Source organism: Massilia endophytica (genome assembly GCF_021165955.1).
Classification (GTDB): domain Bacteria; phylum Pseudomonadota; class Gammaproteobacteria; order Burkholderiales; family Burkholderiaceae_D; genus Rugamonas; species Rugamonas endophytica.
In genome coordinates, this window is record NZ_CP088952.1 from 1,405,283 (window position 1) to 1,430,513 (window position 25,231).

Consider the following 25,231-nt stretch of genomic DNA (forward strand, 5'->3'; position numbering starts at 1 on the left):
TCACATGCTGCTGACACGTAAAGGGCCTGCGGGCCCCCGTTCGTCCGGCCGTTTCGCCGCGAGCCTGAGCGACAGCCTGTCGCGCGCATTGCCGACGATGGACCGCCGCGCTTTCCTGAAACGATCCGGTATCGGCGTGGGCGCGGGCCTGGCGATATCGCAGGCGCCGCTGCTGCGCAAGGCCCGCGCGGCCGATGCCCCGGCGGACGGCGCGAAGGCGAAGCATGAGGTGAAGCGCACGGTATGCAGCCACTGTTCCGTGGGCTGCGCGGTGGACGCGATCGTGGAGAACGGCGTGTGGGTGCGGCAGGAGCCGGTGTTCGATTCGCCCATCAATCTTGGCGCCCACTGCGCGAAGGGTGCTGCGCTGCGCGAGCATGGCCATGGCGACTTCCGCCTGAAGTATCCGATGAAGCTGGTGAACGGCAAGTACCAGCGCATCAGCTGGGACACGGCCCTGCAGGAGATCTCGGAGCGCCTGCTCGCCACCCGCAAGCAGAGCGGGCCGGATTCCGTGTTCTGGGTGGGCTCCTCCAAGCACAATAACGAGCAGTCCGCGCTGCTGCGCAAGTTCGTTTCCTTCTTCGGCACCAACAACTGCGACCACCAGGCGCGCATCTGCCACTCCACCACGGTGGCCGGTGTGGCGAATACCTGGGGTTACGGCGCCATGACGAACAGCTACAACGACATGCAGTTCGCCAAGGCCGTCATGTACATCGGCTCGAACGCCGCCGAGGCGCACCCGGTCTCCATGCTGCACATGCTGCACGCGAAGGAAACAGGCACGAAAATGATCGTGGTCGATCCGCGCTTCACGCGTACGGCGGCGAAGGCGGACCAGTATGTGCGCATCCGTTCCGGTTCGGACATCCCCTACCTCTACGGCATGCTGTACCACATCTTCAAGAACGGCTGGGAGGACAAGAAGTACATCAACGACCGCGTCTTCGGCATGGACAAGGTGCGCGAAGAGGTCATGAAATGGACGCCGGACAAGGTGGAGGAAGCCTGCGGCGTGCCCGAGGCCGAGGTCTACCGCGCCGCCGAAACCATGGCGATGAACCGCCCCTCCTCGGTGGTGTGGTGCATGGGCCAGACCCAGCACACCATCGGCAACGCCATGGTGCGCGCCTCCTGCATCCTGCAGCTCGCGCTGGGCAATGTGGGCGTTTCCGGCGGCGGCACCAATATCTTCCGTGGCCACGACAATGTGCAGGGCGCCACCGACGTGGGCCCGAACCCGGATTCGCTGCCCGGCTACTACGGCCTGGCGCCGGGCGCCTGGAAGCACTGGTGCGCCGTCTGGGGCGTGGATTACGAATGGGTGAAGAGCCAGTTCGCCTCGCAGGCCATGATGGAAAAGTCCGGCACCACCGTGTCGCGCTGGATCGACGCCGTGCTGGAAAAGAATGAGCTCATCGACCAGGACAACAACGTGCGGGCCATGGTGTTCTGGGGCCACGCCCCGAACTCGCAGACGCGCGGCCTGGAAATGAAGAAGGCGCTCGACAAGCTCGATACCCTGGTCGTGATCGACCCCTATCCCTCGGCCACCGCCGCCATGGCGGCCATGAAGGTGGACGGACAGGAGATCAACCCGAACCGCGCCGTCTACCTGCTGCCAGCGGCCACGCAGTTCGAGACTTCCGGTTCCGTGACTGCCTCCAACCGTTCGCTCCAGTGGCGCGAAAAGGTGATCGAGCCGCTCTTCGAATCGCGCACCGACCACATGATCATGTACCAGCTGGCCGAAAAGCTGGGTTTCGGCAAGCAGCTGGTGGCGAAGATCAAGCTGGTGCCGGGCAAGGGCGGCATGATGGAGCCCGAGCCGGAGGACATGCTACGCGAGATCAACCGCGGCTGCTGGACCATCGGCTACACCGGCCAGTCGCCGGAGCGCCTGAAGGCGCACATGCGCAATATGCACATGTTCGACGTGAAGACCCTGCGCGCCAAAGGCGGCAAGGACCCGGTCACAGGGTACGACCTCACGGGCGACTATTTCGGGCTGCCATGGCCATGCTACGGCACGCCGGAACTGAAGCATCCCGGTTCGGCCAACCTGTACGACAACAGCCGCCACGTGATGGACGGCGGCGGCAACTTCCGCGCCAACTTCGGTGTGGAGAAGGACGGCATCAATCTCCTGGCCGAAGACGGCTCGCATTCCGTGGGCGCGGACATCACAACAGGCTACCCGGAGTTCGACCATGTGCTGCTGAAGAAGCTGGGCTGGTGGGACGACCTGACCGACGCCGAGAAGGCGGCAGCCGAAGGCAAGAACTGGAAGACCGATCTTTCGGGCGGCATCCAGCGGGTGTGCCTGAAGGTACACGGCGTGCATCCCTTCGGCAACGCGAAGGCGCGCGCCGTGGTGTGGAACTTCCCCGACCCCGTGCCGCTGCACCGCGAGCCTCTGTTCGGCACGCGCCCTGACCTGGTGGCCAAGTATCCCACCCACGACGACAAGAAGGCCTTCTGGCGCATGCCAACGCTGTACAAGACGCTGCAGCAGAAGAATGTCGAGGCGGGCCTGGACAAGAAGTTCCCCATCATCCTCACCTCCGGCCGCCTTGTGGAGTACGAGGGCGGCGGCGAGGAAACGCGCTCGAATCCCTGGCTGGCCGAACTGCAGCAGGAGAACTTCGTGGAGATCAATCCGAAGGCCGCCAACGACCGCGGCATCCGCAACGGCGAATACGTGATCGTGTCCACGCCCACCGGCGCCCGGCTCAAGGTGCGCGCCCTGGTGACGCAGCGCGTGGGGCCGGATACCGCCTTCATTCCCTTCCACTTCTCCGGCTGGTGGCAGGGCAAGGACATGCTGGAGTACTACCCCGAAGGCGCCGCGCCCATCGTGCGCGGCGAAGCCGTCAACACGGCCACCACCTACGGCTACGACTCCGTCACCATGATGCAGGAAACGAAAACGACGATCTGCAATATCGAACGCTTCACCGCCTGAAGGGGACGCCATGGCACGCATGAAATTCATCTGCGACACAGAGCGCTGCATCGAATGTAACAGCTGCGCCACCGCCTGCAAGAACGAGAACGAAGTTCCCTGGGGCGTGAACCGGCGGCGCGTGGTCACCATCAACGACGGCATGGTGGGCCAGGAGAAATCGGTCTCGGTGGCCTGCATGCACTGTTCGGACGCGCCCTGCATGGCCGTGTGCCCGGTGGACTGCTTCTACCGCACGGACGAAGGCGTGGTCCTGCACAACAAGGACACCTGCATCGGCTGCGGCTACTGCTCCTATGCCTGCCCCTTCGGTGCGCCGCAGTTCCCCTCCAACGGCACCTTCGGCCTGCGCGGCAAGATGGACAAGTGCACCTTCTGCGCCGGCGGTCCCGAGGAAAACGGCTCGCAGGCCGAGTTCGAGAAATATGGGCGCAACCGCCTGTCCGAAGGCAAGCTGCCTGCCTGCGCCGAAATGTGTTCGACCAAGGCGCTGCTGGGCGGCGATGGCGACGTGGTGGCGGATATCTTCCGCACCCGCGTCATCACGCGCGGCAAGGGCAGCGAAGTGTGGGGCTGGGGCACGGCCTACGGCAAGTCGCCGAACCCCGAGGCACGGGCGCCGGAAGGGAAGAAATCATGAGCCGCGTCGCGGCGATGGCCGCCTTGCTGGCGCTGGCCGCCTGCGGCGAGATCGACCAGTCCAAGACCGGCTCCAGCGTGGACCGCGCGGATGTTCCTGCCTACAAGGGCGCAGCCAATGCCAATGTGGCCAAGGGCTGGGCGCCGGGAGACCAGACGGCATGGAACAAGCAGATCCGCGAACGCGGGCAGCTGCAGAACGAATACAACCGCACCCGATAGGCAGGGAGGGGACATCATGAAACGATGGCTTGCCATGCTGGCGCTGGCGCTCGCCGCGGTGGGAACGGGCGGCAGCGCATGCGCACAGGACAAGGCGGCTCCGGCGGCCGAAGCGACAGCGAAGAGCGGCCCGATCACGAAGGAGCCCCAGCCCGACTACGGATCGCCCGCGCCGCAGAAGCCGCTGACGGGCGCGCCCGCGCAGCCGCAGCCTGTGGGCGACGCGCCGGCCGCGAAGCCGGGGCCGGGCGCGGAAGCGGGCAGCCCGATGGTGGCCGCCCCGCGCGTGGAGTCCGTCGATATCCTGAAGCAGAACCAGGCCGAGCGCACGCGCGACCAGCCCGGCAACCTTGCGCCCACCTGGCGCCAGGTGAAGCAGGGCACGCCCAACTACGCCAGCCTGCCTTACCGCGAGGCGAGTGTGCTGATCCAGCCCAAGGCGCAATTCCCGGGGCAGGACAGGGCAGTAACGGCGGGCGAAGCCTGGCGCCAGTACCGCAATGGACCCATGACGCAGATCGGCGGCTGGATCCTCATCGTGACCTTGCTGGTCCTGGCCGCCATGTACTTCCTCAAGGGGCCGATCATGCTCAAGCACCCGCGCACGGGCCGCCTGATCGAGCGCTTCACGCCCACGGAACGCGTGGTGCACTGGACGGTGGCCATCAGCTTCGTGATCCTCATGGTGTCCGGTTTGACCATGATGTTCGGGAAGCATGTGCTGATGCCGGTGTTTGGCCACGCGCTGTTCGGCTACCTGACCTATGCGCTGAAGACCCTGCACAACTTCGTGGGACCGCTGTTCGCCGTGTCGCTGATCGTCATGTTCATCACCTATGTGCGCGACAACTTCCCCATCGTGGCCGATATCAGGTGGCTGTTCACCCTGGGCGGCGCCATCGGCAAGGGCCATCCGCACGCGGGACGCTTCAACGCGGGCGAGAAGCTGTGGTTCTGGGGCGGGGTGACGGTGCTGGGCGCGATCGTGAGCGCCTCCGGCTTTGTGCTCGACCACATCGTGCCGGGCCTGGATTACACCCGCGCGCTGATGCAGACAACGAACATCATCCATATCGTGGCTGCCGTGCTGGTGATGGCGGCGGCGCTGGGCCATATCTATCTCGGTACAATAGGCATGGAAGGCGCCTACCGCGCCATGCGCGACGGCTATGTCGACGACGAATGGGCCGTCGAGCACCACGATCTGTGGTATGACGATATCCAGCACGGCAGGGTGCCGCGCGTGCGGACGCAGGAGGGCGCGGCCACTGTCGCCGCCACTGCGCCGAAAACCGTGTGAGGAGAGAGCGATGAAGAAAATATTGTGCGCAGCACTGGCGCTGGCCGCGGCAGCCGGTCTGGCTCACGCGAAGCTCCCGCCGCTGAGCGAGGAAGCGAAGGCCGCCGCCGCTGCCGCCAAGGACAAGCAGGCCTGGATCGACAAGGTCATGGCCTACAAGCTATGCCTTGCGCAGGACCGCGTGGCGGCCTTCTATTTCAGGCAGCATGCCGCCGCGCCCAAGCCTGCTGTGGCGGTGCCGGCGTGCGCCGACCCCGGACCGTATGTGGCGCAGCTGGCCGCTGCCAAGGAAGTGGGCATTGCCGACTCCAAGCCGAGCCCCGAGGCGGGCGCCCGCCAGCCGCCGCCGATCAAGAAATAAGATGCCTTACCGTCCCGAGCTTTCCAACGCCAGCGCCGTCCTCACACGCGAAGTGGAGGTGCTGGACGAGCGCGGCCGCGCCTCCATCATCTCGATTCCTGCCGAACGGCCGCTCACCGTCTATGTGGACAAGCGCGAACTCGTCACGCTCATGACCCTGGGCGCCGCGCCCGAGGCGCTTACCCTGGGCTATCTGCGCAACCAGCGCCTGGTGCGCTCGCTGGACGACATCGTGTCCGTGCACGTGGACTGGGAAGTCGACGCCGTTGCCGTGAAAACGCGCCATGGCATTGCCGATGTGGAGGAACGCACGGCGAAGAAGGTGGTCACCACGGGCTGCGGCCAGGGCTCCGTGTTCGGCGGCCTGATGGACGACATCTCGCAGATCAGCCTGCCCGCAGCCGCGCGCCTGCACCAGGGCACGCTGTACGGCATTGTCGATACCATCCGCACCCGCCAGTCCATCTACAAGCAGGCGGGATCGGTGCATGGCTGCGCCCTGTTCTCGGCGGCGGGCGAGCTGCTCTACTTCATCGAGGACGTGGGCCGCCACAATGCCGTGGACGCCATTGCAGGACTGATGTGGCTGGATGGGATGGGCGGCGCGGACAAGATCTTCTACACCACGGGACGGCTCACGTCCGAGATGGTGATCAAGGGCGCCCAGATGGGCATCCCCTTCCTGCTGTCCCGCTCCGGCACCACCCAGATGGGGCATATGGTGGCCGAACAGGTGGGCATGACCCTGCTGGCCCGCTGCACGGGCAAGCATTTCCTTCTGCTGACAGGCAAGGAAAGGCTGGTCTTCGAGCCCGGCCTGGCCGAAGTGCTGCGCTACGCCTGAAAAAAACCCGCCGTGAGGCGGGCTGGAATGTGGGGGTATGCCTGGTTAGCCCAGCTTGTTATTCGATTTGCGGCGGGCGGTAAAGGCCAGCAGGCCGACGCCGATGCCCAGCATCGCATAGGTAGCCGGTTCCGGAACAGCAACCACCTGCAGGTTCAGAGTGCCTGCATAGGCGCCGCCCATGTCCGGAATCGCGGTGTTACCAGTCACCATGAAACCGTAGTTGCCCGACATCAGGGCATCGTTTGGATAGAACTCGATGGCATCACCATTGCTGAAAGTGGTGCTCAGCATGGTATGGCTGCTGTCCGCTTCGACGCGGAAGAAGCTGATTTCCGTAATGGCATAGTTGGACAGGCGGGCCGAATCGATGAACGTTTTGCCCACAACAGCCGTGCCGCTGGCCCAGCCCATGCTTGCAGCGTCAACCGAGAACAGATATTCGTCCTCGAAATTGTCGCCCGGCGTGGCGTGAGTCATGCCGAAGACGGCATTGCCCATTGCATCAAACGACAAGGTCGTCTGTGCGCTGGCGCCCGTGCTGGCCAGCAGGCCGGCGGTGAGAAGGAGTGAACCGGCTACCTTGCTTAATAACATTTTCTTCATTTGAATACCCCTTGAACTCGTTTGTGTTACAGAAAGTAGTAGCAAGCGTTGGCACGCAACTGCAATCCGCTCTCTCCAAAGCGGTCTATTGGTAAATGCTTATTTGCAATTTTGCCAACGTTATTAATCTTATCTCGGCCGAAGGCAAAAATACTTCATTAATGAAGCGTATCGCTAGCGAAAAGCTACTCAGCAGACCCACCTGTTCAAAACGTCTCAAACGTCAAGCCGAATCTTTTTTGGCCTTTATTTCCGGCGCTCTACAATTGGCAAAAAATGGGGCAGATATAATCGCTCCATGGATATCAATTCGGACGACCTGAAGATCTTCGTTGCGGTAGTCGACAGCGGCACCTTGAGTGCAGCGTCGGTGCACCTGGGACAGACGACTTCGGGCGTCAGCCGCGCCCTGTCGCGGCTGGAGGAAAAACTGCAGGCAACCCTGCTGACGCGGACCACGCGCCGTATGGAGCTGACCGAGGAAGGACGGCTGTTCCTGGACAAGGCGCGCGCCATCCTGGCGTCGATGGAAGAGATGGAGGAATGCATCCGCATCCGGCGCCAGCAGCCTGCGGGCAGGCTGGCCGTGGATGCCGCCTCGCCCTTCATGCTGCATTGCGTGGTGCCGCACGTGGCCGAATTCCGCGCGCTGTTTCCCGAGATCCGCCTCGAGCTGCGCAGCAACGACCAGATCGCCGACCTGATCGAGCACCGCACCGATATCGCCATCCGCATCGGCGCGCTGAGCGACTCGACCTTGCACGCGCGGCCGCTCAGTTCCAGTCCCCTGCACATTCTGGCCAGTCCGGACTATATCGCCCGCCATGGCCTGCCCGCGGCGCCCGAAGACCTGGCGAACCATACGCTGCTTGGCTTCGTGCAGTACGAGCTGGGCAACCAATGGCCGCTGCGCCACGCGGGCGGCAACAGTTATGCGGTAACGCCGGCCCTGTCCGCATCGAGCGGCGAGACCTTGCGCCAGCTTGCACTGGAAGGCCAGGGCATTGTGTGCCTCGCCGATTTCATGACCCGCGGCGACATCGCCAGCAGCCGCCTGGTGCCGCTGCTGCAGGACTTCACTACGGGCTTCCGCCAGCCAATCCACGCCGTCTACTACCGCAACACGCAGCTTGCCCAGCGCATCAGCTGCTTCCTCGATTTCCTGCAACGAAAGCTGTAGGCGGCTTCCGACATCCACACCAGCCGTAGCGGCGGGCACTTTGTACGATACCGCACGGTGCTTGTCACAGTGCTGTCATACACTGGCCTTGCGTGATTGATGCGCAATGCAGCGAATCTAAGAAGAAGCGAAGCAGGTCCGCTCGTCCGCAGGCTAGTCCGGTCGCCTCAAGTACCGGCACCAGATTACGCGAGCCAGTACCGCGCGCTTTACGACACTGGCGAAGTTGGATTGCATTCGGAGGTCACCATGACGACACAGGCAAATCATCCATCCAAATACGTAGTGCGCGAGTACCTGGAACGCCGTTCCCAGGAAGTGAAGCCGCCGCCGACGCCCGAGGAGATCAGGCGCCAGCTTGGCTGGGGGCTCATGATGTTCGACCAGAAGATCAGCAACGGCAGGTCCTGAGAGGAGAAATCAAATGACCAAACGCATCGGCAACAAGGACGTGGCGCAGCACCGCAGCAAGGATGAGAAGAAACGCATCAAGGCCGCCAACAAGGCCATGGAAGCGGTGAAGCAGGCTGCGGCGCGGGCAAAATACCGCAACGAACAGAAAGGCCGCCCGGGCATCGCCGCCCAGGCTTGAACACGCTGCACCCGCCAGGAAGCTCATTCCTTTTGTGGAATGGGCTTTTTTGCTATTGACCGGCCGCTTCGCGCCGTTCGCTGAAATCCTCGCCATTCACCGCCTCCCAGCCGCCATTCACCGAAAACCGGTTTTCCGGCCCGCCGAAGCCGCGTATTGTCTCGACATGCATTCAATACGGGGAGCAGCACAATGAAAAACGGAGCACAAATGTTGCGCAAGCAGCTGATCTGGGGAGTCCTGATCGTCTGCGCAGGCGTCTTCTTCCTGCTGAATCGCGAGGACCTGCTGGACATGGCCCAGCTGTGGCGCTACTGGCCATTCATCGTCATCGCCTTCGGCATCAACAATCTTATTCCGCCCACAACGGGCAAGCAGGTCATGGACGGCGCCTGGCAGATTCTCTTCGCCTTGTGGTTCCTGGCCTCTTTCGAGAACTGGTGGGGCCTGACCTTCCGCAACAGCTGGCCGATCCTCATCATCGTGGCTGGCGCCGGCATGGTGCTGCAGCCGGTTGTGATCAAATACGTGGATTCGAACAAGGAGAAAGCAGAATGAGGACCCGTCGCGAACGAAGCCCGGCAGGGCAGATACTGGTAGGCCTGGCCGTCATCGGCATCGGCTTCGTCTTCCTGCTCGATAACCTGGGCTGGATTGACGTCGATGTCAGCTTCCAGTTCTGGCCCGTGATCCTGATGATGGCGGGCGTGCTGAAGATCATGCAGTCGCGCAGCACCAACGGCAGCATCCTTGGCGGCTTCCTGCTGCTGTTTGGCGCGCTGCTGCTCCTGAAGGGCATGGGCGTGCTGTATATCAGCTGGCGCGTGGTTGCGCCGCTGGCGATGATCGGCGTGGGCCTGATGGTGGTATTCCGTTCCAGCAAACGCGGACAGGGAATCGATGCCTCGGGCGTCAGCCTGGGCAAGGACGGCGAAGGCGATACCGTCAGCGCAATGGCTATCCTGGGCGCTTGCCAGCGCCGGTCAAGGACCGCAAACTTCCGCGGCGGCGAAGTGACAGCCATGATGGGCGGCTGCGAGATCGACCTGCGCGAATGCTCCATGTCGGGCGAGGCTGTGGTCAATGTCTTCGCCATGATGGGCGGTATCACGATCAAGGTGCCGATCGACTGGCAGGTGGAAATGGAAGGCGTGCCTATCCTGGGCGGCTTCGAGGACAAGACGGTGGTGGCGAAGGACGGCGGCAAGCGCCTGGTGGTGCGCGGCTACGCCATCATGGGCGGCCTGGAAATCCGCAACTGATGTGGCTTCTGCTCACAAGGCGGGGACTGTGGCTGTACCTTGCGGTATGGTCGCTGCTGGCGCCCGCGCTCGGCAAGATCGTGGCGCTGCTCGCGCCTTCGCCGGTGCCGAACGCCATGCTGTTCGCGGTGCCCGGCACCATGCTGTACGCGGTGGCGGCGGGCTTCTCCACCTATTATCTTTGCCGGGCCAACCCGCTGGGCGGCAGCAAGCATCCAGCCCTTGTGCTGCTCTCGCTGTGCGCATCGGCGGCGCTGATCAGCCTTCTGTGGATCGGCGCACTGCAGCTGTGGAACGGCCTCTGTCTCAGCTTCGGCCAAAGCTGGACCGGCATCGCCATCAGCCCCCAGCTGAGCGCGCTGCTGTTCACACTGGGCCTGCTGGTGTATGGATTGCTGGCGGCGATGAACTACCTGCTGGTGGAGTTTGCCCGTGCGCGAAATGCAGAAAAGCGCGAGCTGGAAATGAAACTCATGGCGCAGGACGCCGAGCTGCGTATGCTGCGCACTCAGATCGACCCGCACTTCCTGTTCAACAGCCTGAATTCCATCAGTGCGCTGACCTCGCAGAACCCCAAGGGCGCACGCGAAATGACGCTGCAGCTTGCGAGCTTCTTCCGCCAGAGCCTGGGCATGGAATCGCACCGCAAGGTCACGCTGGAGCAGGAAATGGCGCTCGTGCGGGCCTTCCTCGGCATCGAGAAGGTGCGCTTCGGCGAAAGGCTGGTGGCGGAGGAAGCCATCGAGAAGGGCGCGCTGGAATGCCTGGTGCCGCCCATGATCATCCAGCCGCTGGTGGAAAACGCCGTCAAGCACGGCATCAGCCAGCTGCCGGAAGGTGGACTGCTGATGGTGGCCGCGTGGCGGACGGGCAGTGTGCTGCGCATCGCCATCACGAACGCCATCGATCCGGACATGCAGGCGGCGGGCGGCACGGGCATAGGCCTCAAGAACGTGAGGCAAAGGCTGGCGGCCGCCTATGAAGAGCAGGCCGGAGTGCATTGGGAAAGGGAGGGCAGCCTGTTCAAGGTCGAACTGAAGCTGCCTGCCGAGACAGAACAAGGACAATAAATGCGGATCATCATCGTCGACGACGAAATGCTGGCGCGCGGCGTGGTGCGCGAATACCTCGAAGCCCATGGGGACGTCGAGATCGTGGCCGAATGCGCGAACGGCTTCGAAGCAGTGAAGGCGATCACCGAGCTGGAGCCGGACCTCGCCTTCCTCGATATCCAGATGCCCAAGCTGGATGGCTTCGAGGTGGCCGAGCTGGTAGGCGGGAAGACGCGCTTCATCTTCGCCACCGCCTTCGACCAGTACGCCATCAAGGCCTTCGAGTACCACGCCCTGGACTACCTGCTCAAGCCCTTCAGCCAGCAGCGCTTCGACCAGGCGCTGGCCCATGTGCGCGCGCAGCTGGGAGCAGGGTCTCCGGTGCAGCGCACGGAGATCGACGCCGTGGTGCGCGACGTGAAGGCAAAGCCGCTGGGGCGGGTGCTGATACGCGACGGCGCGAAGGTGCATGTCATCCCCAGCGAAAAGATCGACTACATCGAAGCGCAGGACGACTACGTGCAGGTCCACAGCGAAGGCAAGGCCTATCTGAAAAACCAGCGCCTGAGCGAGCTCGAAGAGCAGCTCGAAGCGGGCAAGTTCGTGCGCATCCACCGCTCCTACCTGGTCAACATCGAAAGCGTCAGCAGAATAGAGCAGGCCAGCAAGGACAGCCACGCCGCCGTGCTGAAGGACGGCGCACGCCTCCCCATCAGCCGCAGCGGCTACCAGAAAATCCGCACCCTCATCCAATAGCTCAGCTGCCGGGGAGGCGCCACCAGGATGGGAGGAGGGCGCGGATGTCGGGGCGCTGGAAGCGGTCGTCGATCAGGTGGACCGTGCCGCGGTCCGTTGTCGTGCGGATGACGCGGCCCGCTGCCTGCACTACCTTCTGCAGTCCGGGATAGAGATAGGTGTAGTCGTAGCCCGCCCCGAAAATGGCTTCCATGCGTTCGCGGATCTGCTCGTTTACCGGATTGAGCTGGGGCAGCCCCAAGGTCGCGATGAAGGCGCCGATCAGCCGGGCGCCGGGCAAGTCGATGCCTTCGCCGAATGAGCCGCCCAGCACCGCGAAGCCGATGCCTTCGCCGCCTTCCGTGAACCGCGCCAGGAAGGCGTCGCGCTCCGCTTCGTCCATGCGCCGGCTCTGCCGCCACACGGGAACGCCGGGATGCTGCTGCTCGAAGAGCGCCGCAGCCTTGTCCATGTAGTCGAAACTGCTGAAGAAGGCGAGGTAGTTGCCCGGCCTGCGTTCGTACTGTTCGCCCATCAGCCGCGCTATCGGCGCCAGCGAGCGTTCGCGGTGCTGGTAGCGGGTGGAGATGTGGCCTGCAATGTGCACGTCAAGCTGCCCGGCCTCGAAGGGCGACTCCACGTCGATCCAGGCCGTGTTCTCCGGCATGCCAAGCGTATCGCTGTAGTAGTTCCAGGGACTGAGCGTGGCCGAGAACAGGGCTGCCGCATGCGCGGCTTCGAAGCGTGGCTTGAGGAAGGGCGCGGGAACGATGTTGCGGATGCAGAGCACCGAGCTGGCGCGCGTGCCGCTGCCGCTTTTCGTGATGTCGAACAGGGAGTGCTGGCCGAAGCTTTCGGCCAGCCGCCCGAAGTGCAGGGCTTCGAAGTAGAAGTTCAGGACGTCCGCATCGAACCACTGCGGATACTCGGCCATGTAGTCGCCGATGTCCGTGGCCGCCGTCTGCAGGGCGCCCATGAATTTTTCCGGGAGCTCGGCGTAGCCCCGGTATTCCGCGTCCTGTTCCTTTTCCAGCGCATTCCACTGGCGGTGCACGCGGTCGAGCGTCTTGCGCAGCGCTTCGGGCGCGCTTTTACGCAGGATGCGCAGGCCGGTGTGTTCGAGTTCGGCGCTGTACATCTTGCGCGCGCGCGACACCATATTGTGCGCTTCGTCCACCAGCACGGCCGTCTTCCAGCCGTTCAGCTGCGTGAGGCTGAAGAGCATGGCGCTGATGTCGAAGTAGTAGTTGTAGTCGCCCACGATCACGTCCGCCCAGCGCGCGAGTTCGCTCTGCAGGTAGTAGGGGCAGACCTGGTGGCCCAGCGCGGTTTCGCGCACCGCTGCCCGGTCGAGCATGGACCGCTGCAGGGCTGCGCTGCGCGCCGCTGGCAGGCGGTCGTAGAAGCCCGCCGCCAAGGGGCAGGATTCGCCATGGCAGGCCTTGTCCGGATGTTCGCAGCTCTTGTCGCGCGCCGTGAGTTCGAGCACGCGCAGCGGCAGCAGCGGCGCGCTGCGCTGGATGGCTTCCGCCGCATCGAGGGCCATGCGGCGTCCCGAGGTCTTCGCCGCGAGGAAGAAGATCTTGTCCAGGCCATGCTCCGCACTTGCCTTCAGCAGTGGGAACAGGCTGCCGATGCTTTTGCCGATGCCCGTGGGCGCCTGGGCCAGCAGGGTACACCCGCGCGCGCTGGCCTTGTACATGGCTTCCGCCAGCTGCCGCTGGCCGGGACGGAAATCGGCATGCGGGAAGCGCATCGCCTTGAGCTCTTCGTTGCGCGCCTCACGGTGGGCGATCTCCTGTTCGGCCCAGGCAAGGAAACGCCCACACTGTTCTTCGTAGAAGGCGCGCAGCTCGCCAGCCTTGGCGTCCTCGGTGATGAACGTTTCTTTCTGGCTGCCGATGTCGAAGTAGACCAGGGCGAGCTTCACGCTTTCCAGGCCGCGCGCAGCGCACAGCAGGTGGCCGTAGACCTTGAGCTGGGCCCAGTGCAGGTGCCGGTGGTTGGCGGGCATCTTCGCGAGATCGCCGCGGTAGGTCTTGATCTCTTCCAGCTGATTGCGGCGCGGGTCGTATCCGTCCGCCCGTCCGCGCACGTGCAGGGGACCAAACTCACCATGGAGGCTGATCTCGCGCTCGTAGCCCTCGTCCCTGCGCGATGCAACGAGGGCATGGCCTGCAATGCCCTCCTGCGCTGTCGGCGAGGGCGTGAAGCGCAGATCGAGGTCGCCCGCCTTGGCGGTGAACTCGCACAGGGCGCGCACGGCGATGGTGTAGCTCATGCCCACTGCAGGTAGCACACGGAAATGGGCATCTCGTGCTGGGCGCAGTAATCGATCCAGCGCAGCTGGTTGTCCTGCAGCCGGTCGCCCGGGCCCTTCACTTCGATCATGTTGTAGCGCTGTTCGCCCGGCCAGAACTGGATCAGGTCAGGGAAGCCGCTGCGGTTGGCCTTCACGTCCGCCAGGATGCGCTCGAACCACTTCTTCATGTGCAGCGCCGGAATGCAGGACAGCGAGAGCTCCAGCAATGCTTCGTCCATCACGCCCCAGTACACGAATGGCGACTGGATACCCTGCTTGAGCGCGAGGTTGCGGCGTATCGTTTCGCGGTAGCGGCCATCCTCCAGCTGGGCGAAGCAGGCGGCGAACTGGCTGGCGCGGCGGCGGTGGAAATCGGCGCTGTGCAGGTCGGCCGGGCCGTGGTGATAGGGATGGAAGAAGGCGCCCGGCACGGCGGCAAACACGGCGTCCCAGCACAGCAGGCCGAAAAGGGAGTTGATCAGGGTGTTCTCGACATAGAACACGGGCGCCTCCTCGCGCCAGAGATGGTCGCGCACCACGCCTTCCACCCACCATTCGGTTTCGGGCATGGGCAGGCTGAGGTCCAGCCGCGCCACCGGCGTGGGCTTGCGGGCCGCCGCGCGCACGTGGCCCAGCTTGCGCCGCAGCCGGGGCTCCATGCGCAGCAGGTGCTGGCGTTCGGCCTCGCTTTCGGGCGCTTCCTGCGCCTTGCGCAGCCATTCGTAGGCGAGGCCGATCTGCTCGTCCTTCTCCAGCACGCGGATGGCGCGCGAGCGGGCGCCGGGATAGCAGCAGTCGCGGTAGACCTTGAAGGCGCCGTCCCAGTCGCGCAGTTTTTCCAGCTGCTGGCCCATCTGGAACAGGAGCTTGTGGCGCCGGCTGGCAAGCCACTCGTTGTCCGGACTGGGCGGCGGCAGGCTCGCGAGCACGGCCAGGGGATCCTCGCCCTCGTGGAAGCGCTCGCGGCAGGCGTGCAGTTCGAGATAATCGTCGATGTCCCGGCGGCTGCGGAAACCGCGCGCCGAGGGCGGGAACTCCACCTTCTCGTAGCGGTAGACGCCCAGGTCGGACAGCACGAATTCGGACCAATCCTGATGGTAGTTGCCGAAGAAGATAAGGCGCAGCCTGTCGCACAGGGCCTTGGCGCGCACGTGATAGACATGGTCGCCGGAATCGGCATACCAGGCGGAGAAGCGGTGGCTGCCTTCGTGCCGCTCGCGCAGGGCTTCCAGCTGTTCGGCCTTGCGCGCCGCCTTTTCGTGGGCCGCCAGCTGGAACAGCTTGCCGATTTCGGGCTTTTGCAGCAGGTCGAAGAGCTCGTCCAGCGTCAGGACGGGATCGTGCTCGATCCAGCCTTCCAGGGACAAGGGCTGGGCCGCGTCGTGGGTGCAGCCGATTTCGGCGTAGGTGAGCTTGCTGGCACGGAAGAGCACGCCCTTGCGCATCACCATGCGCACGAAGAGGGCGCGGGCGGGCTGGGGCAGCAGGGGGAAGCGCTCGATGAAGCCGCGTTCCTCCTCGTTGAGCAGATCGCTGTAGCGCTCGCCGATCCACTGGAGCACCTGGTGGAAGTTGTCCAGGTAATAAAACGCGTTTTCCAGTACTTTATTCATTGCGGGGCAGGCGGCGATACAAAAACTGTATTTTTATACAGTGTATCGCGTCTGCCCCGTCTTGCCCAGCAAATTTACGGGGCGGGCGGCGCCTGTCCGGCCATGGCGGCGGCCTTGGCCACCTGGGCCTCGAAGTTCGCCACGGCCTGGCGGGTGGCCGCAGTCACCTGTTCATAGCCCTTGTAGGCGTTGTCGATGGCCGTTTTCACGATCTGCACGGCGTTGTCCGAGCCGGGCGGCACGTGCTGGGTCACGTCGTAGATCAGGGCGCTGAGGTTGGATTTGGCCTCTTTCATGTGGGCATCGGCCGCGTCGTGGAACTCGCGCTGCAGGTCGGCGAGGATCTGGCCCAGCTGCTGGTTGTACTGCGCCGTGCCGCTCAGGTGGGGCTGCAGCTTGCTGGCCGCCGCTTCCATGGCCGCCTTGGGGCTGCCCGCCTGGCCCATCTCGCGGCCCGCGGCCAGGCTGTTCTCCATGCCGGAGCGGGCGGTCGCGATGTTCAGCGCCACCACCTGCTCCAGGCTCTGCACGGCCCGGTTGGTGAGGGTATTGAAGGTGTCGAGCTGGAACTCGAACAAGGTCTTGGTTGCGGCGGCGAACTGCTCGGGATTCTGGAACATATCTCCTCCTTGCGTTGTTGTTATCGGCCCAGGAGCCGGCGGGGTATCAACTCCGTGCAGCGGCTGTCCCGGAAGGGGCCGCTGAATTTCTCCCAGCCTTTCCCCAAGGGGTACTGGGAGCAGACCTTGCTGCCGTCCACCGTACTTTGCCATAGAAACCATGGCGCGGGGGCCGCGCTGGCGGCCACGGCGATCAGGCACAGGACAAGGATGGACAGTTTTTTCATCGTGGTGCGGTCCTCGGCAGGATGAGGGTGAAGCGGGCGCCCTTGCCGGGCTCGCTGGCCGCTTCGACCCGCCCGCCCAGCACACCCGTCACAATATTGTGCAGGATGTAAAGGCCAAGCCCGGAGCTGCCCGCGCCCAGCCTGGTGGTAAAGAAGGGATCATACACCCTGCCCAGATGCTCGGGCGGAATGCCGGCGCCGTTGTCTTCCACCCAGAGCGCCGCTTCGTCCTTGCCGTGTGGCGCGGCGCCGACGGTCACAATGCCGTGCTGCCGTCCGGCCAGGCCGTGCAGGATGCTGTTCTCGAACAGGCTCTCGAGGGCGTGGGCCAGCGGGGCGGGGTAGCTGTCCATGGCCAGGCCTGCCGTCAGCTCGCGCCGGATGACGGGGCGGGGCGGGGGCAGGGCGGCTTCCATGGAGGCGAGCTGCTGGGTCACCAGTTCGTCCAGCAGGAAGTGCTGGCGCTGGGCCGCGTCCGCGTCGGCGGCGATCTGGCGGAAGCTGTCGATCAGGCGTGCGGCGCGCTCCAGGTTGCGCAGCACCACGCTGTCCGCCTCCCGCGCCGCCGAGAGGTAGGCTTCCAGCTCCGAGCGGCGCAGCCCCGCCTCCAGCTGGCCGGACAGGGCTTCGCGCCGCTCCGCCATGGCGCCCGCCGCCACCAGGCTGTTGCCGATGGGCGTATTCAGCTCGTGGGCCACGCCCGCGACCAGGGCGCCGAGGGCGGACAGCTTGCCGCGCCTTACCAGCTCGTCCTGGGTCGCGCTCAGGTTCTCCAGGGTGGCGGACAGTTCCTCGCTGCCCAATTCCGCACGCTCCTTGGCCTGGCGCAGCTCCGTGGTACGGGCCTGCACCAGCTCCTCCAGGTGCAGGCGGTGGCGCTGCAGCTCAGCCTCGCGCTGGGCGCGTTCGATGGCGATGCCCGCCAGGTGGGTGGCCATGCCGGTCAGGCGTTCGTCCGCGGGGCGCGGCGTGCGCACCTCGCGGTAGTACATGGCGATGCAGCCCAGGACCGTGTCGGCATCGAGCATGATGGGCATGGCCCAGCAGGCGCGCAGGCCGTAGGCGAGGGCCATGGCGCGCTGCGCCTTCCAGGGAGAGTCGCGCTCGATGTCCGGCACCACCACCGGCGCGCGGCGGTGGACGGCGGCGCCGCAGGCGCCTTCCTCGGTGCCCACGGCCTGGCCTTCGAGGGTCAGTACATAGTCGCGCGGCAGGCTGGGCGCCGCGGCCGGGTGCAGGGTCTTTCCATCGGCGTCCAGCAGCATCACGGCGCACAGCAGGCCATCGGACTGGCTTTCCATCAGCCGCACCAGGCGGGCCAGGATGGAGGCCTGCGGCGCACCGCGCGCGATCATCTCCAGCAGCTGGTTCTGGCCGGTGCGCAGGGCTTCGGCCAGGCGTTCGCCCGTTACGTCCACGAGCCGCATGTGGAGCAGGCGCAGGCCGTTCTTTTCCAGCAGCACGGTACGCATCTCGCAGTCGATCCGGCGCCCGCCCGCGTGCTGGAAGGACATGGGGAAGACCCGGATTTCGCCCGCCATGACCTTGCCGATCAGCTCCTGCACGGCATCGGCGGAAGCCCTGCCGTCCGGCTGTATTGGCGGGCAAAGCTCGGTGAGGCGCATGCGCATCAGCTCCCCGGCACTGCGGCCGAACAGGCGTTCCGCGTTGCGGTTCACGTCGATGGGCAGGCCGCGGTCGGCGTCGAAGAGCATGATGGCGTCCGGGGAGCCTGCCAGGAGGGTGTGGTAATTGACTTCGAGGGCCGCCGCATCCCCGGCGCCGGGCAGCACGGGCCAGGCGTTGCAGGCTGTGAGTTCGACCATGATCTTTTCGGCCGCATCCTGGGGCGAGAAGGGCTTGCGCAGGTAGCCCGCGGCGCCGGCCTGCAGCGCAGTCGCCTGTTCTTCGTCCGAGGGGCGGGAAGACATTACCATCACCGGCACGGGCTTGTCCGGTCCGGCGTTGGCCAGGCGGGGAATCAGCTCCATGCTCGCGCTGCCCGCCAGGGCCGCATCCAGCAGCACCAGGGCCACATCGCTCCTGGCCACGGCGCCCAGGGCCTCGTCCCCGCGCGCCGTCAGCTGCACGGCGAAAGGCTGGGTCGCCAGAGCCGCGCCGAGGGCCGCCGGATCGAAGTCGGGTCCGCTGACGATCAGGATGGTCTGCATGGGCCCCAGTGTAGCCCAAAGCGGCTGCTCCGCGCGCATTCTACGGCTCAGCCCGTTGTCCAAAAGAAAAACGCCGCAAGCTCTTGCAAGCTTGCGGCGTTTTCCGCGTGTCCGGTAGAGTGGTGCCCACGGAGGGACTCGAACCCCCACACCTCGCGGCACATGGACCTGAACCATGCGCGTCTACCAATTCCGCCACGTGGGCACTGAGTACTCATTTGTGCGTCGAAAACAGCGCTGGTGCCCACGGAGGGACTCGAACCCCCACACCTCGCGGCACATGGACCTGAACCATGCGCGTCTACCAATTCCGCCACGTGGGCGCTGTTTTCTTGCCTCGATTGCTGTGTTCTGCAACCGAGGCACGCATCTTAAAGCAGGGAAGCGGATCGGTCAATGGTCAATTTGTGCTTTTGCGAAAGATTGCACTCTTTTGCGCCGCGCGGCCCAGGATCAGCAGGCCGGACGCCAGCATCGCCAGCATGGAGGGCTCGGGAATCGGCGGGGGCAACGACGAGGCGAGATCCCAGCCGATGGCGTCCAGTGCCGTGAGGTCGTTGAGCGCGATGACGCACAGCTCGCCTGGATCCTGCGTCGGGTCCATCAGGCCAAGGCCGAGATCGTCCTTCCAGTGGCTGGCCTGCTTATGGTCGCCGTAGATCCGGCCGGTGGCGAATTCCGGGCCAACAGTGACACCGCCATCGAGGGAGAAATATTTGACGCGTTCATCGGCGGTCCAGTCGATCACGTGCGAGGGGGTGCTCAGCGCCGAGTAGCGGAATAGGTCGAGACCGGTGACTTCGACAAAAAAATCATCGGGATTGGCGCCCCCGGCAGGGGGCTGCGGCGACAGGAGATCGAGGACGTCCACGCCACTGCGGAAGCCCAGGGCATGTCCGATTTCGTGCGCCGCCAAGCCGACCAGGTCGATCTTGCCGGGATCGATGCCATCGTTGGGGTTGAAGTCGTACTGGACGACACGCTCGTCGCTGTTGAACTGGATAAAGGCATCGCAGGGCCCGCTGCAGACATCCAGGGTGGCGGGCGCATTCGACAGGCCAATAGCCTTGGCCTCGGCATGGGCAATGCGCAGGAGGGCGTTGTTGTAGTTGTCGTTGTTGTCGAGATAGGGCATCGGGCTGCCGTCCCCGAAAGGGCTGTTACTGGTGCGGTTGATCAGCATGTTGACGTAGTCGCCGCGTGGCAGGTGGGCCACGGCCGTAGCGTCCGTGGCGGAGCTGGCATCCTTTATCAGCGCCTCACGGACATCGCTGTAGGCGTAGAGTTGATCGGAAATCTGGGTCCTGCCGATGCTGACCGGCCCAAGCGGACTCAAACCTAAGGTCAGGTAGACGGTCACGTCGTCCCGCAGCAGGGCGGACCAGCGGGCGCCTGCCGCGCGAAAGGCATCCTGGGCCTCCAGCGGGGTCTGGTCAAGGAAGGTGAAATTGAAAGTCGTCTCGGCGAAGCTGCTGCTGGCCGCGACGGCCAGCGCGGCAGCGGTGAACAGGCGTTTCATGGCGGATCTCCAGAGAGTCGTTGCCGAAAGGGGAATGGAAGGAAAGCGGCCCCGCCTTGCGGCATTGGGGCCGGGGTGCTCGACTAATTGCCGCTTTTCCGGAACGGAGCGCTGCCCCGCGCTGCGCGGCCGCCCAGCAGGAGCAGGCCGAAGATCATCATCATGAGCACGCTGGGCTCGGGGATCGGCACGAGGTTCCAGCCCATCGCGTCGATGGCCATGAGGTCGTTGGCGGTGATGTGCAGGAGCTCGCCCTGGCCAGCCGTGGGGTCCATGAGGCCGATATTCAGGCTGTCCTTCCAGTGGCTGGCCTGGTCGCCGTCGCCGAAGGTGAGGCCGGTGGCAAACTGCGGCCCCACGGTGGCGCCGCCATCCACGGAGAAGTATTTGCTGCGCGCGTCGGCCGTCCAGTCGATCACTCCCTGGGCCGTGCTCTGGGCCGAGTAGCGGAACATGTCCAGGCCCGACACATAGGTGAATTCGAAATCGGGGAAGGGGCCGCCATTGGGCGGGGCGTTGAAATCGAGCACGTCCACGCCGCTGATGAAGCCCAGGGTGTGGCCGATTTCATGCGCTGCCACGCCCACGAAGTCGAAGGCGTTGCCCGCGATGCCGTCGTTGGGGTTGAAGTCGAAGGTGAAGTTGCTGCTGAACTGGATGAAGCCGTCGCAGTTGCCGATGCAGCCCTGCACCGTCTGCGGCGCGACCGCCAGGCCCAGGGCCTTCGCTTCCGCCGTGGTGATCGACAGGGTGCTGTTGTTGGCATTGCCGTTGTTGTCGACATAGGGTGTGGCGCTGCCCGCGCCGTTCGGGTTGTTGCTGGTGCGGTTGATCAGCATGCCGAAGCTGTTGCCGCCGGGCAGATGGGCGACGGCCGAGGTGTCCAGGCCGGAGGTGATGTCGGCCGTGAGCGCCGTTCGGAAATTGGTGTAACTGTAAAATTGTTCGGCAGAGGCGGCCTGGCCCAGGATGCCCGGGCCGAGAGGATTGAAGCCCACCGTGAGATTGATGGTCACATTGTCCGTCAGCAGGGACGACCAGCGCGCGCCCGCGTCGATAAAGCCTTGCTGGGCCTGCGCGGAGGTGCCGGGGACGAAGGTGAAGTTGAAGGTGGGGTTGGCGAAGCTGCTGCTGGCCGCGGCGGCAAGCGCGGCGGCGGCGATCAGGCGTTTCATGGTCGGAGCTCCCAGGTTGTTGGTGCAGGGGGAGGGGACGCAAGAAGCGTGCTGAGCGTAGAGAGCAGGGGGCGGGGACATCCCCGCCGCAGGCGCCTGTCAGATTTGCCGACACAATGAAAAAACGCCGCAGGCCTTTCGGACTGCGGCGTTCTTTGCGGATTCTGTAGAGTGGTGCCCACGGAGGGACTCGAACCCCCACACCTCGCGGCACATGGACCTGAACCATGCGCGTCTACCAATTCCGCCACGTGGGCACGGATACTGCATGCAACATCTGCTATTATACGGCCTTGGAGAGTTTTGCGCCAGATGAACTTTCATTCCACGCTGCACATCCACTCACCGTCCCGCATTGCTGCGAGAGACCGAGATTATAGAGCAATCTTTTCGGATGTCAAATCCCCCGGCCGCACGCTTGCGTGTTGGGCAAAGAGCCCATGCTCCGGTACACTATGGCTGTCGGTACGAAGCCTTCCCTTAACAATAATAAGACCACAGAACTTTTGAACGCTACCCACACCATTCCCAGCCGCGAGGATATTCTCGGCATCTTCCGCAGCGCCAAGGCGCCGCTCGACCTGCGCGCCCTTGCCCTGGCCCTGAAAGTCAAACCCGATGCGCACGCCGTGCTCACGCGCCGCCTGAACGCCATGGAGCGCGACGGCCAGATCCGCTCGGACACCAACGGCTTCTACGTGCTGGCCGACCATTCCGAATTCATCGCCGGGCGCGTGAGCGCCCACCGCGACGGCTTCGGCTTCGTCATTCCCGACGAACCGGGCGACGATCTTTTCCTCTCCGAGCGCGAGATGCAGAAGGTGCTTCACGGCGACAAGGTGCTGGCGAAGATCGTCGGCCACGACCGCCGCGGACGCCCCGAAGGCACCATCGTCGAGGTGGTAGAACGGGGCAACACCCATATCATCGGCCGCCTGCTGAAGGACAACGGCGTCTGGATCGTGGCGCCCGAGGACAAGCGCATCGGCCAGGACATCCTGGTGAGCGGCGCCGTGGGCAAGGCCAAGAGCGGCCAGATCGTCAGCGTCGAACTCACGGAGCAGCCGGGCCGCTTCAAGCAGCCCGTGGGCCGCATCGTTGAAGTGCTGGGCGACATGGACGATCCCGGCATGGAGATCGAGATCGCCGTGCGCAAGTTCGGCGTGCCCCATGTGTTTTCCGATGCCGCCCTGAAGCAGGCCGCCAGACTGCCTGACGTGGTGCGCCAGTCCGACTGGGGCGATCGTGTCGACCTGCGCGACGTGCCGCTTGTGACCATCGACGGCGAGGACGCGCGCGACTTCGACGATGCCGTGTACTGCGAGCCGATCAAGGTGGGCCGCAGCAAGGCCTACCGCCTGATCGTGGCCATTGCGGACGTAAGCAACTACGTCAAGCCGAACGACGCCCTGGATGCGGATGCGCTGGAGCGCAGCACCTCGGTGTATTTCCCGCGCCGCGTGATTCCCATGCTGCCCGAGAAGCTGTCCAACGGCCTGTGCTCGCTGAACCCGCAGGTGGACCGCCTGACCCTCGTCTGCGACGCGGTGATCACGGCCAAGGGCGAGATCAAGGCCTACCAGTTCTATCCGGCCGTGATTCACTCGGCCGCGCGCCTGACCTACACGGAGGTGGCGGCCATCCTGGGCAACACGAAGGGCCCGGAGGCGGCGCGCCGCCCCGCCATCGTGCCGCACCTGCAGAACCTGTACGAGGTCTATCACGCCCTGCTCAAGGCGCGCCTTGAGCGCGGCGCCATCGACTTCGAAACGACGGAGACCTACATCGTCTGCAACCCGGCGGGCAAGATCGAGAAGATCATCCCGCGCACCCGCAACGACGCGCACAAGCTGATCGAGGAGTGCATGCTGGCGGCGAACGTGTGCGCGGCGGACCTGCTGCTGCGCCACAAGCACCCCGGCACCTACCGCATCCACGCCGGTCCCACCAAGGAGAAGCTCACCCAGGTGCGCGACTTCCTGAAGCAGGTGGGCCTGTCCCTGGGCGGCGGCGACAATCCGGTGGCGCGCGATTACGCGGAGCTGATGAAGAAGATCAAGGACCGCCCGGACGCGAACCTGCTCCAGACCATGCTGCTGCGCTCCATGCAGCAGGCGGTCTACAGCCCGGACAACATCGGCCACTTCGGCCTGGCCTATGAGGCCTACGCCCACTTCACGAGCCCGATCCGCCGCTATCCGGACCTGCTGACCCACCGCGCCATCAAGGCCATCCTCGCTGGCAAGAAGTACGAGCCGAAGGTGGAGGACAAGAGCGTCCTGAATACCACCATTTCGACGGCGATGCGCCGCCAGCAGCTGAAGGACAAGCAGGAAGGCAAGGAGCGCAAGCCGGCCGGCGACCTCACGGTGTGGGATGCGCTGGGCGTGCACTGCTCGGCCAACGAGCGCCGCGCCGACGAGGCATCGCGCGACGTCGAGGCATGGCTGAAGTGCTACTTCATGCAGGACAAGCTGGGCGAGGAGTTCACCGGCATCATCACCGGCGTGACCACCTTCGGCATCTTCGTGCAGCTGGACCAGCTCTTCGTGGAAGGCCTGGTGCACATCACGGACCTGGGCGGCGACTACTTCCAGTACGACGAAGCGCGCCATGAGCTGCGCGGCGAACGCACCGGCAAGCGCTACCAGCTCACCGGCCGCGTGACCGTGCAGGTGGTGCGCGTGGACCTGGAGTCGCGCAAGATCGACCTGCGCCTGGCCGACAGCGAAACCGCGCAGTTCTCCGCGCCGAAGAAGAACCGCAAGGCGCGCGACGACGACTTCGGCGACGAAGAAGACCTGCAGCCGCAAGGCCGCGCGCGCAAGGCCGCGAAGTCTGCCGGCCCCACCATCACGCCGCGCGCTTCCGGCAACGGCAAGACGGGCGTGGGCGCGGACGGCAACTACAGCTATCCCGGCGCGCGCGCCAAGGCGGCGCCCGCCAAGCGCAGCAAGGCCAAGACGGCTGCGGCGCCTGCCCGCGCGGCGAAGTCCGGCAGCAAGAGCAAGAAGAAACGATAATCCCGCGCGCCGCGGCTCGCCGCCGCGGCGCCATCCTCACGGGGCGCAAGACCCCGCATTTTCAGTAGATACGCTATGTCCAAGAACAGAATGATTTTCGGCTTCCACGCTGTCACCTCGCGCCTGCGCCACGAAGCCTCGTCGGTGGAAGAGATCTTCGTCGACGCCACCCGCGACGACCGCCGCATGAAGGACCTGATCGCCAATGCGAAAGCGGCCGGTGTGCGCGTGATGCCGGTCGATTCGGCCCGCCTCGACAAGATCGTGGGCACCCGCCGCCACCAGGGCGTGATCGCTTTCGCCTCCCAGCTGGCGCTGGCGCGCAACCTGGACGAGCTGCTGGATGCCATCGATGGCCCGCCGCTGCTGCTGGTGCTGGACGGGATCACCGATCCGCACAACCTCGGCGCCTGCCTGCGCGTGGCCGACGGCGCCGGTGCGCATGCCGTGATCGTGCCCAAGGACAGGGCGGTTGGCCTGAACGCGACGGCGGCCAAGGTGGCCTCGGGCGCGGCGGAGACCGTGCCCTATATCACCGTGACGAACCTGGCGCGCACCCTGCGCGAGCTGAAGGAGCGCGACATCTGGCTGATCGGCACCTCGGACGACGGCGACAAGGGCCTGTACGAAGGCGATTACCGTGGCCCGACGGCGATCGTGATGGGTTCGGAAGGCGAGGGCATGCGCCGCCTGACGCGCGAGACCTGCGACATGCTGGTCAGCATTCCGATGTTCGGTTCGGTGGAGAGCCTGAACGTATCGGTCGCCTCCGGCGTCTGCCTCTACGAAGCCCGCCGCCAGCGCCTGGCATCTGAATAGC

At 64.9% G+C, this 25,231-nt stretch carries 23 protein-coding genes and 3 tRNA genes; 15 read left to right on the forward strand and 11 right to left on the reverse strand.

What is annotated here, in order from left to right:
* Window positions 1–4: 4 nt before the first annotated feature.
* Genes LSQ66_RS06470 through LSQ66_RS06495 form a run of 6 tightly spaced genes read left to right on the forward strand, consistent with a single transcriptional unit; the run spans window position 5 to window position 6,334 of the window.
* Window positions 5–2,968: a formate dehydrogenase subunit alpha gene (locus tag LSQ66_RS06470; protein ID WP_231768973.1), complete on the forward strand. Its 2,964-nt coding sequence runs from the start codon at window positions 5–7 to the stop codon at window positions 2,966–2,968.
* A 10-nt stretch (window positions 2,969–2,978) separates the two neighbouring features.
* Complete coding sequence (gene fdh3B, locus LSQ66_RS06475) at window positions 2,979–3,608, forward strand: formate dehydrogenase FDH3 subunit beta (protein WP_231768974.1); 630 nt, start codon at window positions 2,979–2,981, stop codon at window positions 3,606–3,608.
* Window positions 3,605–3,829, forward strand: coding sequence for a hypothetical protein (locus tag LSQ66_RS06480; RefSeq protein WP_231768975.1), 225 nt, complete (start codon window positions 3,605–3,607; stop codon window positions 3,827–3,829). The genes fdh3B and LSQ66_RS06480 overlap by 4 nt, the downstream gene beginning before the upstream one ends.
* A 16-nt stretch (window positions 3,830–3,845) precedes the next feature.
* On the forward strand, window positions 3,846–5,129 hold the full coding sequence (locus LSQ66_RS06485) for a formate dehydrogenase subunit gamma (RefSeq protein WP_231768976.1): 1,284 nt from the start codon (window positions 3,846–3,848) through the stop codon (window positions 5,127–5,129).
* Between the two features lie 10 nt (window positions 5,130–5,139).
* Entirely contained in the window at window positions 5,140–5,490 is a 351-nt protein-coding gene (locus tag LSQ66_RS06490) for a hypothetical protein (protein WP_231768977.1), read from the forward strand.
* 1 nt (window position 5,491) lies between these two features.
* Complete coding sequence (locus LSQ66_RS06495; protein ID WP_231768978.1) at window positions 5,492–6,334, forward strand: formate dehydrogenase accessory sulfurtransferase FdhD; 843 nt, start codon at window positions 5,492–5,494, stop codon at window positions 6,332–6,334.
* Between the two features lie 45 nt (window positions 6,335–6,379).
* On the opposite strand, the gene LSQ66_RS06500 is transcribed toward LSQ66_RS06495, so the two are convergent.
* Window positions 6,380–6,940, reverse strand: coding sequence for an FxDxF family PEP-CTERM protein (locus LSQ66_RS06500; RefSeq protein WP_231768979.1), 561 nt, complete (start codon window positions 6,938–6,940; stop codon window positions 6,380–6,382).
* Window positions 6,941–7,238: 298 nt separating this feature from the next.
* On the opposite strand from LSQ66_RS06500, the gene LSQ66_RS06505 reads away from it, so the two are divergent.
* From LSQ66_RS06505 to LSQ66_RS06535, 7 genes are all read left to right on the forward strand, one after another.
* Complete coding sequence (locus LSQ66_RS06505; RefSeq protein ID WP_231768980.1) at window positions 7,239–8,120, forward strand: LysR family transcriptional regulator; 882 nt, start codon at window positions 7,239–7,241, stop codon at window positions 8,118–8,120.
* Window positions 8,121–8,369: 249 nt separating this feature from the next.
* A complete protein-coding gene (locus tag LSQ66_RS06510) occupies window positions 8,370–8,531 on the forward strand; it encodes a hypothetical protein (protein WP_231768981.1) in 162 nt (53 codons plus the stop codon).
* A gap of 13 nt (window positions 8,532–8,544) precedes the next feature.
* Window positions 8,545–8,712, forward strand: coding sequence for a hypothetical protein (locus tag LSQ66_RS06515; protein WP_231768982.1), 168 nt, complete (start codon window positions 8,545–8,547; stop codon window positions 8,710–8,712).
* A gap of 210 nt (window positions 8,713–8,922) precedes the next feature.
* Window positions 8,923–9,270 (forward strand): LiaI-LiaF-like domain-containing protein, encoded by a 348-nt coding sequence (locus LSQ66_RS06520; protein WP_231768983.1) that lies wholly within the window; start codon window positions 8,923–8,925, stop codon window positions 9,268–9,270.
* Window positions 9,267–9,974 carry a LiaF transmembrane domain-containing protein gene (locus LSQ66_RS06525; RefSeq protein WP_231768984.1) on the forward strand — a complete coding sequence of 236 codons (708 nt, stop codon included), beginning with the start codon at window positions 9,267–9,269 and terminating at the stop codon, window positions 9,972–9,974. The genes LSQ66_RS06520 and LSQ66_RS06525 overlap by 4 nt, the downstream gene beginning before the upstream one ends.
* Window positions 9,974–11,044, forward strand: a complete 1,071-nt coding sequence (locus LSQ66_RS06530; RefSeq protein ID WP_231768985.1) for a sensor histidine kinase — start codon at window positions 9,974–9,976, stop codon at window positions 11,042–11,044. The genes LSQ66_RS06525 and LSQ66_RS06530 overlap by 1 nt, the downstream gene beginning before the upstream one ends.
* Window positions 11,045–11,782 (forward strand): LytR/AlgR family response regulator transcription factor, encoded by a 738-nt coding sequence (locus LSQ66_RS06535; protein WP_231768986.1) that lies wholly within the window; start codon window positions 11,045–11,047, stop codon window positions 11,780–11,782.
* Window position 11,783: 1 nt separating this feature from the next.
* Here LSQ66_RS06535 and LSQ66_RS06540 read toward each other — a convergent pair whose 3' ends face one another.
* The 10 genes from LSQ66_RS06540 to LSQ66_RS06585 all read right to left on the reverse strand — a co-directional run bounded on the left by LSQ66_RS06540 (window position 11,784) and on the right by LSQ66_RS06585 (window position 21,645).
* Window positions 11,784–14,042, reverse strand: a complete 2,259-nt coding sequence (locus tag LSQ66_RS06540) for a helicase C-terminal domain-containing protein (RefSeq protein WP_231768987.1) — start codon at window positions 14,040–14,042, stop codon at window positions 11,784–11,786.
* Window positions 14,039–15,676, reverse strand: a complete 1,638-nt coding sequence (locus tag LSQ66_RS06545) for a VRR-NUC domain-containing protein (RefSeq protein ID WP_231768988.1) — start codon at window positions 15,674–15,676, stop codon at window positions 14,039–14,041. The genes LSQ66_RS06540 and LSQ66_RS06545 overlap by 4 nt, the downstream gene beginning before the upstream one ends.
* Before the next feature lie 74 nt (window positions 15,677–15,750).
* On the reverse strand, window positions 15,751–16,296 hold the full coding sequence (locus tag LSQ66_RS06550; protein ID WP_231768989.1) for a phasin family protein: 546 nt from the start codon (window positions 16,294–16,296) through the stop codon (window positions 15,751–15,753).
* 20 nt (window positions 16,297–16,316) lie between these two features.
* Window positions 16,317–16,523 (reverse strand): hypothetical protein, encoded by a 207-nt coding sequence (locus LSQ66_RS06555; RefSeq protein WP_231768990.1) that lies wholly within the window; start codon window positions 16,521–16,523, stop codon window positions 16,317–16,319.
* Window positions 16,520–18,694, reverse strand: a complete 2,175-nt coding sequence (locus LSQ66_RS06560; RefSeq protein ID WP_231768991.1) for an ATP-binding protein — start codon at window positions 18,692–18,694, stop codon at window positions 16,520–16,522. The genes LSQ66_RS06555 and LSQ66_RS06560 overlap by 4 nt, the downstream gene beginning before the upstream one ends.
* 120 nt (window positions 18,695–18,814) lie before the next feature.
* Window positions 18,815–18,899, reverse strand: a tRNA-Leu gene (locus LSQ66_RS06565).
* Window positions 18,900–18,932: 33 nt separating this feature from the next.
* Window positions 18,933–19,017: transfer RNA gene (locus tag LSQ66_RS06570), tRNA-Leu, on the reverse strand.
* 77 nt (window positions 19,018–19,094) lie between these two features.
* A complete protein-coding gene (locus LSQ66_RS06575; protein WP_231768992.1) occupies window positions 19,095–20,213 on the reverse strand; it encodes an NF038122 family metalloprotease in 1,119 nt (372 codons plus the stop codon).
* Window positions 20,214–20,296: 83 nt separating this feature from the next.
* Window positions 20,297–21,388, reverse strand: coding sequence for an NF038122 family metalloprotease (locus LSQ66_RS06580; protein WP_231768993.1), 1,092 nt, complete (start codon window positions 21,386–21,388; stop codon window positions 20,297–20,299).
* A 172-nt stretch (window positions 21,389–21,560) separates the two neighbouring features.
* Window positions 21,561–21,645, reverse strand: a tRNA-Leu gene (locus LSQ66_RS06585).
* A gap of 198 nt (window positions 21,646–21,843) precedes the next feature.
* On the opposite strand from LSQ66_RS06585, the gene rnr reads away from it, so the two are divergent.
* Both rnr and rlmB read left to right on the forward strand, forming a co-directional pair.
* Window positions 21,844–24,411: a ribonuclease R gene (gene rnr / locus LSQ66_RS06590; protein WP_231770065.1), complete on the forward strand. Its 2,568-nt coding sequence runs from the start codon at window positions 21,844–21,846 to the stop codon at window positions 24,409–24,411.
* A 90-nt stretch (window positions 24,412–24,501) separates the two neighbouring features.
* Window positions 24,502–25,230 (forward strand): 23S rRNA (guanosine(2251)-2'-O)-methyltransferase RlmB, encoded by a 729-nt coding sequence (gene rlmB, locus LSQ66_RS06595; protein ID WP_231770066.1) that lies wholly within the window; start codon window positions 24,502–24,504, stop codon window positions 25,228–25,230.
* Window position 25,231 lies beyond the last annotated feature (1 nt).